The 12,808-nt window shown below is 68.5% G+C and carries 11 protein-coding genes; 2 read left to right on the forward strand and 9 right to left on the reverse strand.

The features are described from left to right. The 7 genes from RTM68_RS13100 to RTM68_RS13130 form a co-directional block, all read right to left on the reverse strand. On the reverse strand, positions 1–754 hold a 754-nt coding region (locus RTM68_RS13100), incomplete at its 3' end, for a histidine kinase (RefSeq protein WP_312171587.1). 16 nt (positions 755–770) lie between these two features. After that, complete coding sequence (locus tag RTM68_RS13105) at positions 771–1,604, reverse strand: ABC transporter permease (protein WP_312171590.1); 834 nt, start codon at positions 1,602–1,604, stop codon at positions 771–773. After that, positions 1,601–2,479 (reverse strand): ABC transporter ATP-binding protein, encoded by an 879-nt coding sequence (locus tag RTM68_RS13110; protein WP_312171593.1) that lies wholly within the window; start codon positions 2,477–2,479, stop codon positions 1,601–1,603. The genes RTM68_RS13105 and RTM68_RS13110 overlap by 4 nt, the downstream gene beginning before the upstream one ends. 78 nt (positions 2,480–2,557) lie before the next feature. After that, complete coding sequence (locus RTM68_RS13115; RefSeq protein ID WP_312171595.1) at positions 2,558–4,024, reverse strand: cell division initiation protein; 1,467 nt, start codon at positions 4,022–4,024, stop codon at positions 2,558–2,560. 116 nt (positions 4,025–4,140) lie between these two features. Next, positions 4,141–4,614, reverse strand: a complete 474-nt coding sequence (locus RTM68_RS13120; RefSeq protein WP_312171598.1) for a hypothetical protein — start codon at positions 4,612–4,614, stop codon at positions 4,141–4,143. Positions 4,615–4,651: 37 nt separating this feature from the next. Next, positions 4,652–5,572 (reverse strand): AEC family transporter, encoded by a 921-nt coding sequence (locus RTM68_RS13125; RefSeq protein ID WP_312171600.1) that lies wholly within the window; start codon positions 5,570–5,572, stop codon positions 4,652–4,654. A 255-nt stretch (positions 5,573–5,827) separates the two neighbouring features. Continuing rightward, positions 5,828–6,139, reverse strand: coding sequence for a hypothetical protein (locus tag RTM68_RS13130; protein WP_312171602.1), 312 nt, complete (start codon positions 6,137–6,139; stop codon positions 5,828–5,830). 158 nt (positions 6,140–6,297) lie between these two features. Between RTM68_RS13130 and RTM68_RS13135 the strand changes: the two genes are divergently transcribed. Next, positions 6,298–7,239 (forward strand): helix-turn-helix domain-containing protein, encoded by a 942-nt coding sequence (locus RTM68_RS13135; RefSeq protein WP_312171604.1) that lies wholly within the window; start codon positions 6,298–6,300, stop codon positions 7,237–7,239. A gap of 44 nt (positions 7,240–7,283) precedes the next feature. On the opposite strand, the gene RTM68_RS13140 is transcribed toward RTM68_RS13135, so the two are convergent. Then, complete coding sequence (locus RTM68_RS13140) at positions 7,284–8,717, reverse strand: aldehyde dehydrogenase family protein (protein WP_312171606.1); 1,434 nt, start codon at positions 8,715–8,717, stop codon at positions 7,284–7,286. Between the two features lie 290 nt (positions 8,718–9,007). On the opposite strand from RTM68_RS13140, the gene RTM68_RS13145 reads away from it, so the two are divergent. Beyond that, complete coding sequence (locus RTM68_RS13145) at positions 9,008–11,050, forward strand: primary-amine oxidase (RefSeq protein ID WP_312171607.1); 2,043 nt, start codon at positions 9,008–9,010, stop codon at positions 11,048–11,050. 75 nt (positions 11,051–11,125) lie between these two features. Here the strand turns inward: RTM68_RS13145 and RTM68_RS13150 are convergent, their stop codons facing one another. Then, positions 11,126–12,643 carry an APC family permease gene (locus RTM68_RS13150; protein ID WP_312171609.1) on the reverse strand — a complete coding sequence of 506 codons (1,518 nt, stop codon included), beginning with the start codon at positions 12,641–12,643 and terminating at the stop codon, positions 11,126–11,128. Between the last annotated feature and the right edge of the window lie 165 nt (positions 12,644–12,808).

The following is a 12,808-nucleotide window of genomic DNA, read 5'->3' on the forward strand; positions in this document are numbered from 1 at the left end:
CCAGGGCGCGGGCCTCGAGCAGCGCCTCGCGCGCGGCATCCTCGATGAGTCCGACCGCCGCGGGCGACCCGTCGAGACGCGCTCGCTCGGCGAGCATGACGATGCTCGTCAGGCTCTGCGCGATCGTGTCGTGCACGTCGCGCGCGAGCCGAGCCCGTTCCTCCATCGCACCCGCCTCGCGGCTGGCGGTCTCGAGGCCCGCCTGCGCAGCCGTGAGCTCGGCGAGCAGGGTCTGGCGCTCGGTGCCCCATTCCGCGATGCGCGTGATCCACAGGCCGAGTGCCAGACTGAACGCCGTCGACAGGCCCGCGGTGAGGAAGCCGCCCGCGAAGGCATCGGCGACCCACCCTCCCCACGCGGCGTAGGCGAGCGCGAGGACGATGCCGTTGCCGATCGTCACCAGGATCGCCTGGAGGGTCGACCGAGAGGTCATCCAGATGAGGGGCAGGACGAGCGTCTGCAGAAGCAGCATGTTCGGCTCGAGCACCACACCGGCGGCGAGCAGGGTGATCAGCAGCGCCTGGATCGTCGCGGAGCCGACGGGCGACGGGTCTTCGATGCCGTCACTGATGCCGACATAGGGACGCGCGCCGAGGGCGTAGACGAGGAAGACGCCGACCGCGATTCCGATCAGGACCCATCGCGATCCCGCGAAGCTCTCGGGGAGTGAGAGCGAGAGGCCGCCCACCGCGAGCACCAGCACGGTCGCGGCGATGTCCCACCCCCACCGCTCCTTGCGGATTCCACGCGTCATACGAACACTCGTCCCGTCATCCGTCGCGCCGGATCCACCGGAAGGTCGCGCGACTCAGGATGATCCCGACGACCAGCCAGATGCCCAGCACGATCGCCACCATACCGAGCGCCCATTCCCCTCCGGGTTCGACCGCCTTGAACGAGTCGGGCAGGATCGCCGAGCGCATGCCCTGGGCGATCCACTTGAGCGGGAACACCGAGGCGACGTTCTGCAGCCACTCGGGCAGCGAGGTGAAGGCGATGTAGACGCCGGAGATGAACTGCAGCAGGAGGACCACCGGGATGACGACCGCCGACGCCGTCTTCCCCGATCGCGGCACCGCCGAGAGGGCGACGCCGAGCAGGGCGCATGTCAGCAGGCCGAGCACGAACACCCAGGCGAAGCGGCCCCAGGCGTCGACGTCGGTGGGCAGCTCGACGCGGTACAGGACCACCGCGACGACGATCAGCAGAGCGATCTGCAGGATCGCCGTGACGAAGACCTCGCCGATCTTGCCGATGAAGTACGTGACGGGCGAGATCGGAGTGCTGCCCAGGCGCTTGAGCGTGCCGTCGCTCTTCTCGACGGCGATCTCTATCGACAGGCCCTGGACGCCCGAGAGGAAGATGCCTCCCGCGATCAGACCGGGCAAGTAGTAGGTCGCCATGCTGATCGTGTCCGGTCCGCCGCCGATGTCGCCGGTGAAGATCGTCGCGAAGATCAGGTACATGACCGTCGGGAACAGGAAGGTGAAGAAGACCTGGTCTCCGGCGCGGAAGTACTGCCGCAGCTCGAAGCCGATGCGGCGCACGCCGAGACGGATCGTTCGCGACAGACCGAAGCGGGCGGGTGCGGTCGTGGTGCTCATGCCGGCTCCGTGACGTCGGTGAGTGCGGCGGCGTCATGCGCCCGGATGAGTCCGAGGTAGATGTCCTCGAGGGTGGGCCGCACGATCTCCAGGCCCTGCGGTTCGCCCGCATCCCTGTGGAGTTCGGCGACGACCGCACCGGGGGCGCTCGTGCGGCGCTCCTGCACCGCACCGGCCGCATCGATCCAGCGGACCACGGGAGTTCGGGCCTCGGGGCCGCCGATCTCATCGATCTCACCGATCGCGGCGATGCGCCCGCCGACGATGACGGCCGCGCGGTCGCCCAGCTGCGCCGCCTCGTCGAGGTAGTGGGTGGTGAGCAGGATGCTGGTGCCTTCGGCCTTGAGAGACCGGATCAGCTCCCAGAACTGGCGCCGAGCCTCGGGGTCGAAGCCCGTCGTCGGCTCGTCGAGGAACAGCAGCTCGGGGCGACCGATGATGCCCAGCGCGACGTCGAGCCGTCGCTGCTGCCCGCCCGAGAGCTTGCCGGCGCGGGAACGCTGCTTCTGCTCGAGCCCCACCGCCGCGATGACCTCGTCGATGTCTCTCGGGTTCGGGTAGTAGCCGGCGAACTCGGTCAGCAGCTCCCGCACCGTGAAGGTGCCCGCCTCGCCGGTCGACTGCAGCACGATGCCGAGCCGGGCCTTCCAGTCCAGTCCACCGCGCTGCGGGTCGATCCCGAGCACCCGCACCTCACCGGAGGTGCGGTGCCGATAGCCCTCGAGGATCTCGATGGTCGTCGACTTGCCCGCGCCGTTGGGGCCGAGCAGGGCGAACGTCTCACCCCTGCGGATGTCGAAGCTGATGCCGTCGACCGCGGTGAACCCCCCGTAGTCCTTGCGGAGGTCGCGGACCTCGATCACGCTGTCTGTCATGTCTCCAGCGTGCCCTCCGCGGCGCGCGGGCGGTAGCCGTGGAGCGGATGATCCCCGCATCCACCGATCGGTTGAGGGTCAGCGCGAGTTCTTGCCGTCGGCCTCGACGACCTCGATGGTGATCTTGCCGTCGATCGTGGCGGCGTCGTCGTCGAGCAGTTCGTCGTCGAGAGCCTCGTCGCCGCGGAACTCCTCGACTCGCGCGTCGGTGTCGTACTCGTCATCCGACTCGTCGACGACCTCGGCATGCACGGTCTCGATGTCGTCGGCATCGTCGGCGAAGGTTCCGTCGGCGATGACCTCGTCGGCGTCGTCGAGAGCCGCGACCGAGGATCCGGCGGCGGAGGCTGAAGAGGGCGCCGCGTCGCTGAAGATGCCGTCCGGGCGGATCAGCTCGCGCACCTCGGCCATGAAGCTGGCGAGCTGCTGCTGCTGCCAGCGCAGCTGGCGGGCCTGGTCCTCGGCGTCGCGCAGCACCTGCGAGGTGTGCGAGGTGACGGAGTCGACGATCTTCTGCGACTTCACCCGCGCACGGTCGAGCGTGTCACGGGCTCGCACCTGAGCATCCGCCTCGATGGTCTGCGCCTGCGAACGCATCAGTCGCTCGTAGTCGTCGGCCTTGCCCGAGATGCGCTGCGCGTGCTCGAGCGATGCGGTGACCTGTTCGTTGGCGTCGGCGGTGATGCGCTCGGCGTGTGCGACGGCCTGGTTGTGCAGCACCAGGAACTCCTGCTGCGCGTCGTCCTGCCGGCGGGTGAGGGTCTCTTCGAACTCGAGCACGCGGGCGTTCATCTCACGCACCTCGCGCTCGGCATCGGTCCGCAGCTGGGTCGTCTCGCGCGTGACGAGCGAGCGGAGCGCGGCGGCGCCCTTCTCAGCCTCGGTGCGGATGGCGGTGGCCTCCTGCGTGGCCTGGTGCACCTTCTCGGCGGCGTGCGCGGCCTCGCGCTCGATCGTCGCCTCGTGCGCGGTGTACTCCGTGTCGATCTTCAGGCGGATCTGGTCGGCGTCGTGCTGAGCCTGGGCGATGATGCGCGTGACATCGGCGTCGGCCTCGGCGCGCTGCGTGGTGACCTCTTCGCGGGCGGCTGCCATCAGGCGGTCGGCCTGCACGGCGGCGTTCTGGATCAGGACGTTGGCCTGGTCCTCGGCGACACGGAGGATCGTCTCGAACTGCTCGCGCGAGGGGGCGTCCTGGCCGTCGGCACGCGGGGTGTCGACGAGCTCGTTGGTGAGTGTCAGCACCTGCTGCTCGGTCTCGGCGGCCTTCGCCTTGATCGTGGTCAGCTCGGCCTCGAGCTCTTCGCGGGCCGCGCGCTCCTCGTCGCGGATCGACTCGAGCGTGTCTTCGTGCCTGGCCTCGGCGTCGGCGAGATCGGCCTTCGCCTGCTGCAGCTGGTTGCGCAGCGCGCTCAGGGCGGAGTCGACCTCGGCCTTGTCGTAGCCGCGGAACGAGGCGGTGAAGCCCGCCTGCTCGCGCGGGGTCTCTTCGATCAGCTTGTCGAAGAAGTCGGGCGTGCGATCGTTCGAGGGAGATTCGCTCATGGGTCAGCCTTTCCGGCGCAGGTCACAGACACGGAAACTGTGAGGAGAAGTGATGCCGTCAGGATCCGACCGCGGGCACGGATCGGTGGTCGTCGGCACACGACAGCCTAGTTGCGTCAGACGGAGTTCGCTCGCCCGGATTCGCTCGTGACGACGATGCCCTCAGCCGTCGCCCGCGCGGTGACGAGCTTTCGCAGTTCGTTCCAGAACGCCGCACCCTGTGGCATACCGAGATACTCGCGGGAGTGCGCGACCTGCAGCCGTGTGACCGAACCGTCGGAGACGAGAACGACGGTCGCATCGTCGGGTTCGACGAAGCGGATGCCGTAGCCGCCGTCGCCGAGCACCGTGAACTCACGCGGGCGCTGCAGCACGATCGCATCGACCAGCTCGCGAACGACGGGCTCGGGTGCGCGGAGGACGATCGTCGTCTCGAGATCGCGCAGGGTCTGGGCCCGGCGGGACTCGGCGATGCGGTGCTCTTCTCTCTCGCCCGCCGATGTCGTCGAGCGCCGTACCCATCGCGGCAGGAAGATCGCGAGCACGATCACCGCGGCGATCAGCACGATGAAGATGAGCGGGTTGTCCACCGTTACAACCTAGGCCGTCCGGCTCGGGCTCGGGCGCTCAGCCCAGCAGCACCATGATGAGCACGAGCACCGGCAGGCACCCGACCGTGGTGAGGAAAACAGTGTCGCGCGAGATGGTCTCGCCGATGTCGTAGCGCTGGGAGTAGTTGAAGACGTTCTGTGCGGTCGGAAGGGCGGCGAGCACCACCACGATCAGCACCTCGGCGGGGGAGAGGCCGAACACGAATTCGGCGACGACCCAGGCGATCAGCGGCATCGCGATGAGCTTCAGCACGCTCGCGACGATCACATCGCGGCGTCGCCCGGCGGCTCCCAGCACGCGCTGACCGTGCAGTGAGATGCCGTAGCTGATCAGCAGCACGGGCACCGCGGCGTCGGCGATGAGCTGCGCCGGCTGCATCACGATCTCGGGCACGGAGATGCCGAACACCGACACGAGCGTGCCGAGCACGGACCCGATGATGATCGGATTCGTCGCGGTGCGCACGAGCGTCTTGCGCAGGGATCCCCGGTCACTCGTGACGGCATCGAGGATCGTGAGCGAGATGGGTGTGAACACCAGCAGCTGCATCAGCACGACGGGCGCGGGGTAGGCAGCGCTGCCGAGCAGGTAGAGCGACAGCGGGATGCCGATGTTGTTCGAGTTGACCTGGCCAGCCGACAGCGCACCGATCAGGGTCTCGCCGGTCGAGCGCTTCCACCACAGTCGGGCGATCAGGGAATGGATCAGGATCACCGCGACCGCCGCGATCGCCGAGACCGGGAGCAGAGCGGAGAACAGCATCTTCGCGTCGGCGTGCGCGAGCACCGTGAACAGCAGGAACGGCGACAGGACGAAGAAGATCAGACGGCCGAGCACATGGCGGGCATGCGGACCCAGCAGGTCGATGCGCCCGATGACGTAGCCCAGGATGATCGCGACTCCGACGACGGCGAATCCGGTGAGAGTCTCGAGCACCCTTCGAGGTTATCCCCTTAGCAACCTGTGGGCCGCGAGTCAACGGTCGAGCCCTCATCAGCGCTCGCGAGACATCCCCCCTACGCTGGGAGCACGTCGAGCCGCCATGCGCCGCTCTCCGTCGGTCGAACCAGACGTCGTCCTCGGGTTCTCTCGGTCTCGAGCACGAAGATGGGGGTGGGCGCGCCTGCGTGCCTTCTCAACACGACTGCTCCGGTCCCCCTGTTCGGGCATGGGGGACCGGAACCCACTCTTTCAGCGTCTCGGCTGTGCGTCTGCGCCTCGACGCACCCGCCTGTTGTGCAGGCCGATGATCGCGAGCGCGGTGAGAGGGCCGGCCACGACGACCATGGCGGTCCAGTGCCACCCCGCGGTTCCCACGAACACGGCACCGAGCACGATCAGCCCCGCACCCAGAGCGCGCATCGCGACCGACCCGTGCGGGCTGACCGATGGACGCCTGCCGAAAGGAATTCGGGAGGCGGAGTTCGCGGCGATGGTCTTTCCCAGAGCGGTGTGGAACAGTGCGATGCCGATGACTGCGGCGAGGACTCCCACGATGAACATGCCTCGACGGTATCAACGCTCCGCCTGGCGGCATGTCGGGTGCCCGACGGAATTCCGGAGATGTCATCGGGATGCTTGTCCAGGGCGGGAGGCACGAGGTACCATGACGGCAGCATCGTATACGATGACACCCGCTTCGACGGAGAGGTGGTCTCCAGATGCTCGTCACCCGAGAAGAGCGTCCGCACGACGAGATCTTCGGCATCAGTCGGTTCCGTGCCGCGGTCGACGATTCCTTCGTGCCGCTGCAGGTCTCGACCACGCGACCCGACCGTTTTCGCGGGGTCGTGCGAGGCGCGCAGATCGACGAGGTGCACATCACCGATGTGCGCGCGACCGCGCATGTGGTCGAGCGCACGCCCGAGCTCGTCGCCCGTGGGGCCAGCCCGTACTTCAAGGTCAGCATGATGCTGGCCGGAACCGGCCTGCTGATCCAGGACGGACGCGAGACCACGCTGGCGCCCGGTGATCTCGCGATCTACGACACCGACCGCCCGTACACGCTCGCCTTCGACGACTCCTTCCGGACCATGGTGATGATGCTTCCCCGTCATCTGATCGCGCTCCCCGCCGACGTGATGGGACAGCTCACCGCCGTGCGGATGTCGGGCTCCGACGGCGTCGCTGCGTTCGTCGCTCCATACCTCACGCAGCTCGCCGAGAATCTGGATCAGCTCACCGGCGCCACCGGGGCGCGACTCATGCACAGCGCCGTCGACCTGCTGACGACCGTGTTCACCCGTGAGTCGGGGATGGACGACGCGAGCGATCCGCATCGAGCGCTGCTGCGCCGCATCTACGGGTACATCGATCGCCACCTCGCCTCGCCCGATCTCGGTCCCGCCTCGGTGGCGGCGGCGCACTACATCTCCACCCGTCATCTGCATGCGCTGTTCCACGCGCAGGAGACGACGATCTCGACCTGGATCCGCACGCGTCGGCTGCAGCAGTGCCAGCGCAGCCTTCTGGATCCGGCGTTCGCCGATCGGCCCGTCTCGGCGGTCGCGGCCCACTGGGGATTCCCGGATGCCGCGCACTTCAGCCGGATCTTCAAGACGGCGTTCGGTGTGTCTCCGAGCGAGTTCCGCGCGACGCACTGATCATCGACCGCCGCGCGGAACCCCTCACCCCGAGCCGCGCGCGGTCAGCCGTTGACGATGTGCGGCACCGCGACGGACTTCAGCCCCTCGACGCCGAACTCCAGCCCGTACCCCGAGCCCTTGATCCCGCCGAACGGGATCATCGGGTGCACCCCGCCGTGCGAATTGATCCACACCGTTCCGGCCTGGATGCGCGCCGCCACCGCGCGGGCCTCGTCGCGGTCTCCCCACACCGACGCTCCGAGTCCCACGTCCAGCCCGTTCGCGCTGCGCACCGCGTCATCGACGTCCGAGTACCGCACGATGGGCAGTGCCGGGCCGAACTGCTCCTCGTCGACGAGCGCGACCCCGTCCGTCACATCGGCGACGAGCGTGATCGGGTAGAAGAGCTCGCCGAGGTCCGTCGCGGGAGCCCCGCCGGTGACCACCCGGCCGCCGTTCGCCCTCGCGTCGTCGACGAGACGCGACACGATGTCGAACTGCGCGCGGTTCTGCAGGGGACCGAGCACGGTGGCTTCGTCGAGGCCGTTGCCCATGGGCATCGCGGAGGCGACCTCGGCGAGCGAAGCGACCACACCGTCGTACAGCGAGTCGTGCACGTACAGGCGCTTGAGGGCGGCGCACGTCTGCCCGGTGTTGATGAACGCGCCCCAGAACAGGTCCTGCGCGATCGCCTTCGGGTCGGCGCTCGGCAGGACGATGCCCGCGTCGTTGCCGCCGAGCTCGAGGGTCAGACGCGCCAGGTTCTCGGCCGAGCTCTGGACGATCTTCCGGCCCGTGCGGGTGGATCCGGTGAACATGAGCTTTCCGATCGCCGGGTGCGAGGCGAGGCGTTCGCCGATCTCCCGATCGCCCGCGACGGCGACGAGCACGCCATCGGGCAGGGCGTCGTTCAGCACCGAGACGAGGGCGAGCACGCTGAGGGTCGTGTACTCGCTGGGCTTGATCACCGCGGTGTTGCCCATGCGCAGTGCGGCGGCGACCTGCCAGATCGTGATCATGAGGGGCCAGTTCCACGGGCCGATGGCGCCGACGACTCCGATCGCGCGGTAGGTCAGCTCGGCGCGGGTGGTGCCGTCGTCGACGACGATCTCGGGATCCAGCGGGGTCGACGCCGCGGTGCGCAGCCACGCCGAGCAGGCGCCGACCTCGAATCGGGCGTTGGGGCCGTTGAGCGGCTTGCCCTGCTCCCGTGACAGCAGGCGGGCGAGGGCCTCGGCATGCGCGTCGATCGCATCCGCCGCGGCGTTCAGCAGGCGTGAGCGCTCGGCGTGACCGCGTGCCTCCCAACCGGGCTGAGCGGCCTGAGCCCGGGCGATCGCGCGCTCCAGGTCATCGGTCGTCTGCACCGGTGCGCGACCGATCGGGGCCCGTGTGGCGGCGTCGACCACCTCTCGACCGTCACCCGATGCCTCGATGCGTCGCAGCAGGTCGTCTTCCGGGGTGGCGGTCGTCTGGTGTGCGGTGGAGTCGGACATCGGTGTCTCCTCTGTGTCGGCGGTGAAGCGGGCGGTCTGTGCGAGCGATCAAAGTGCGGCGGTCTCCGCGGCGCTGGCCGAGGGCTCTCGGCTCGCGTCCGGAATCATTGTCGGCGGCTGAGGGACGCCCGGCCTTGTCGCACAGCGCGTGCCGGATGCGTCAGGGCGAACGGTCTGCGCATTCGACGCGCGAGCCGTTGTCGCCGCGCATCTGCGCTCGTACGATCTGGCGTACGGGGTGGGGGCGCGGTGTCGCGTGCCCACCGATACGTCGCACGGAAGGGCGTCCCATGACCCACGACCATCAGCCGGTGCAGCCTCACGACAACGCCGATCTCCTCCCGGTGCGCGCGTCGTCCCGTCGCGAGCCGTCTGCGCTGCCGCATCCGCTCGATCCGCTGACCGCGGAGGAGATCGCTCGAGCGCGAGAGATCCTCGTCGCCGCCGGACTCCTGGGGGCGAACGTGCGCGTGCCGATGCTGCTGCCCGACGAACCGACGAAGGAGGAGATCGCCGTCTGGTCGCCGGGCGATCCGCTCGATCGACGCGTCGACGTGACCCTTCTCGACGTCACGACGGGAGAGGTGACCGAGGCGATCGTCTCGGTCACGCGTGGCGAGGTGGTGTCCTCGAGAGCTCACGATGCGATGTCCCCGCCCTACGGCCAGCCGCAGTACCTCTTCGAGGAGTACGAGCGCGCGGCGGAGATCGTCAAGGCGTCTGCCGATTGGCAGGCGGCGATGATCCGCCGTGGTCTCGCGGATCGCATGGAACTGGCATTCTGCTCGCCGCTCGCGCCTGGCTTCGTCGGTCGTGCGGACGAGGTGGGGCGACGAGTGATCCGCTCCCTGACTTTCCTGCGCGACAGCGAGGACGACATCGCGTGGGCGCATCCGGTCGAAGGACTGATCGTGCACATCGATCTCATCGAGAACACGGTGATCAGCATCGAGGATGACGGCGACGTTCCGGTGCCCGTGGGCAGCGGGAAGTACACGCCGGATGCTGTCGGCCCCGCGCGCACGACGCTCAGGCCGATCGAGATCACACAGCCCGAAGGGCCGAGCTTCTCCGTCGACGGATCGCACGTGACGTGGGAGAACTGGTCGCTACGCGTGGACTTCAATGCGCGCGAGGGCCTCGTACTGCACGACGTGCGCTTCGACGACCGTCCCGTGCTGACCAGGGCGAGCGTGCCCGAGATGGTGGTGCCGTACGGCGACACCTCGCCGACGCGGTTCTGGATCAGCTACTTCGACGCGGGGGAGTACCTGCTCGGCAAGAACGCCAATCACCTCGAGCTCGGATGCGACTGCCTCGGAGTGATCCGCTACTTCGACGGCTATGTGGCAGACGATCACGGCAACCCGATGCAGATCCCGAACGTCGTGTGCATGCACGAGGAGGATTACGGCATCCTGTGGAAGCACACCGAGCAGGGCCCGGTAGGGGCACATGTCCGCCGTTCGAGGCGCCTGGTCGTGTCGTACTTCTCGACCATCGGCAACTACGACTACGGCTTCTACTGGTACTTCTATCTGGACGGCTCGATCCAGCTCGAAGCCAAAGCCACCGGGATCGTGTTCGTCGGCGGCGGCGTGCCCGGGTCCTCGAACCCTCACGCGCCCGAGATCGCTCCCGGAGTCTTCGCGCCGGTTCATCAGCACCTCTTCAGCGCGCGACTCGACGTCGCGATCGATGGAGAGGACAACCGGCTGGTCGAGGTCGATGCCGCACGCATCCCGATGGGCGAGGCGAACCCCTTCGGCAACGCCTTCACGTGGACCGAGACGCCGTTGCGCACGGAGAGCGAGGCGCAGCGCGTCGCGGACACCTCTGTCGCGCGCGTCTGGGAGGTGCGTTCCGCCTCGCAGACGAACCGGCTGGGCAAGCCCACCGCTTACCACCTGTTGCCGCAGCCGACAGCGCTGCTGATGGCCGATCCGGCATCGACCGTGGCCGCCCGGGCGGCGTTCGCGACCAAGCACCTCTGGGGCACCGCGTTCGACCCCGAGGAGCGATGGCCGGCCGGCCGCTATCCGAATGCCCATCAGGGAGGTGCGGGTCTACCCGCCTACACCCAGGACGACCGCTCGATCGACGGCGAGGATCTCGTGCTCTGGCACACCTTCGGCCTCACGCACATCCCCCGCCCCGAGGACTGGCCGATCATGCCGGTCGACTACGCGGGGTTCTGGCTGAAGCCGTACGGATTCCTCGACGTGAATCCGGCGATGGACGTGCCGGAGTCCAGCCAGGCTCATGGGGAGACGGGTGCGGGAGAACCCGCCGACGGCGGATGCGGTCAGGGAGCGGGCTGCACCTGCGGGTGACGTGCGCAGCCTGCGCGTGACGTGCACAGAGAGAGGGGCGGACGCCGCGGCATCCGCCCCTCTCTCGTCGTCTGATCAGTCCTGCGCCGCCTCGGCGCCGAGTCGCGGTGCGTCCGTCGTGTCGGCTCCGTGGCCGATGCGCGCGTAGATCTCGGGCCTCGCGCGCCGCAGGTGCAGGCCCCAGAGCGCGGCGCCGATGGAGGGGATGAGGATCACCGCGGGAAGGATGAACGAGGTCGGCGTCGTGGTCGGCTGACCGAGCAGCACGTCCCAGTTCATCAGGATCAGCACCCACACCGTACCGAGGGCGAGGAACGAGATCGCGGGAGCGATGATGCGACTGCCGACGCCGACGTCACGACGATCGCGTCGGAAGAAGCCGATCACGGCGGCCGAGACCAGCACCATGAGCAGCACGAGTCCGAAGGCGCCCAGGTTCGTCAGCCACGTGAACAGGGTGAGCACCGCGAAGGGGCCGCCGGCCGGATCCCAGCCGATCTCTCCGATAGCGAAACCCACGATGACCACCACGGCGATCGCCGTCTGCAGCACGGATCCCGCCCACGGTGCACCGCTCTCGGCGCGGATGGCTCCGAGCCCTCGGGGGAGCACTCCCTCGCGACCGAGGGAGAACGCGTAGCGCGCCACGGCATTGTGGAAGCTCACGACGGCGGCGAACACGCTCGTGATGAACAGGATCGACATGACGTCGACCCAGATCTCACCCAGTGCCGAGTAGACGAAGTTGAAGAACAGCGGCGGCCCCGCCTCTTCCGGTGCGATGCCCGCGGGGTCGACGATCTTCTCGGGGCCGATCGCGATCGCCAGGGCCCACGACGAGATCGTGTAGAAGACGCCGATGACCCCGACCGCGAGGAATGTGGCGCGCGGGATCGTGCGCTTCGGGTTCTTCGACTCCTCGCCGTAGATGGCCGCCGACTCGAACCCCATGAACGCGGCGATGCCGAACGCGAGCACGGCGCCGACACCGGGCACGAACAGCGATGCGGGCGTGATCGGTGCGGCAGTGAGCTCTTCGGCCGGATTCGCGAAGGCGACCACGTCGAAGACGATCACGACGAGGAACTCCAGCGCCACGAGCACGCCGAGCACCTTCGCCGACAGGTCGACGCGATTCACCCCCATCACACCGACGACGGCGATGCCGACGAGGACCCAGAGCCACCAGGGGGTGGCGAGCCCGGTCTTGGCCTCGATCAGCGACGACACCTGGAAGCCGAACATGCCCCAGATACCGACCTGCATGGCGTTGTAGGCGATGAGGGCGAGGACTGCGGCGCCGATGCCCGCCGGGCGTCCGATCCCCTGCGAGACATAGGAGTAGAAGGCGCCGGCGTTCGTGACGAATCGGCTCATGGCCGCGTATCCGACGGCGAAGACAGCCAGCGTGGCGGCGAGGACGACGAATCCGAAGGGCACCCCCAGCACATGAGTCACCGAGAACGCGCTCGTCGATCCACCGGCGATGACCGTGAGCGGGGCGGACGCCGCGACGATCAGGAAGGCGACGGCCGGCACGCCCAGGCGGCGATGCGCCTCGGTGCGGGTCGCCGCGGTGACGGAAGAGGACATGGCAGCTCCTTCGATGCATGCGCGGCGCTCGCCGCAGGATCATGCTCGTCGCAGATGCCCGTGGCGTGTTGTCGCCGTGAGCACGGGACTTGCCTCAGAGGGCATGGGTGCGCTCCGGCTCTGCGGATCGACGCGCCGTCTCATCCGGTTGACGCGCTCAGGTCG

The organism is Microbacterium sp. (assembly GCF_031988965.1).
GTDB lineage: Bacteria > Actinomycetota > Actinomycetes > Actinomycetales > Microbacteriaceae > Microbacterium.

Bases quoted from the DNA above. Each gene is read 5' to 3' on its own strand.
- RTM68_RS13105 (WP_312171590.1), bottom strand. From the start codon at position 1,604: ATGAGCACCACGACCGCACCCGCCCGCTTCGGTCTGTCGCGAACGATC.
- RTM68_RS13110 (WP_312171593.1), bottom strand. From the start codon at position 2,479: ATGACAGACAGCGTGATCGAGGTCCGCGACCTCCGCAAGGACTACGGG.
- RTM68_RS13140 (WP_312171606.1), bottom strand. From the start codon at position 8,717: ATGTCCGACTCCACCGCACACCAGACGACCGCCACCCCGGAAGACGAC.
- RTM68_RS13135 (WP_312171604.1), top strand. From the start codon at position 6,298: ATGCTCGTCACCCGAGAAGAGCGTCCGCACGACGAGATCTTCGGCATC.
- RTM68_RS13115 (WP_312171595.1), bottom strand. From the start codon at position 4,024: ATGAGCGAATCTCCCTCGAACGATCGCACGCCCGACTTCTTCGACAAG.
- RTM68_RS13145 (WP_312171607.1), top strand. From the start codon at position 9,008: ATGACCCACGACCATCAGCCGGTGCAGCCTCACGACAACGCCGATCTC.
- RTM68_RS13150 (WP_312171609.1), bottom strand. From the start codon at position 12,643: ATGTCCTCTTCCGTCACCGCGGCGACCCGCACCGAGGCGCATCGCCGC.
- RTM68_RS13130 (WP_312171602.1), bottom strand. From the start codon at position 6,139: ATGTTCATCGTGGGAGTCCTCGCCGCAGTCATCGGCATCGCACTGTTC.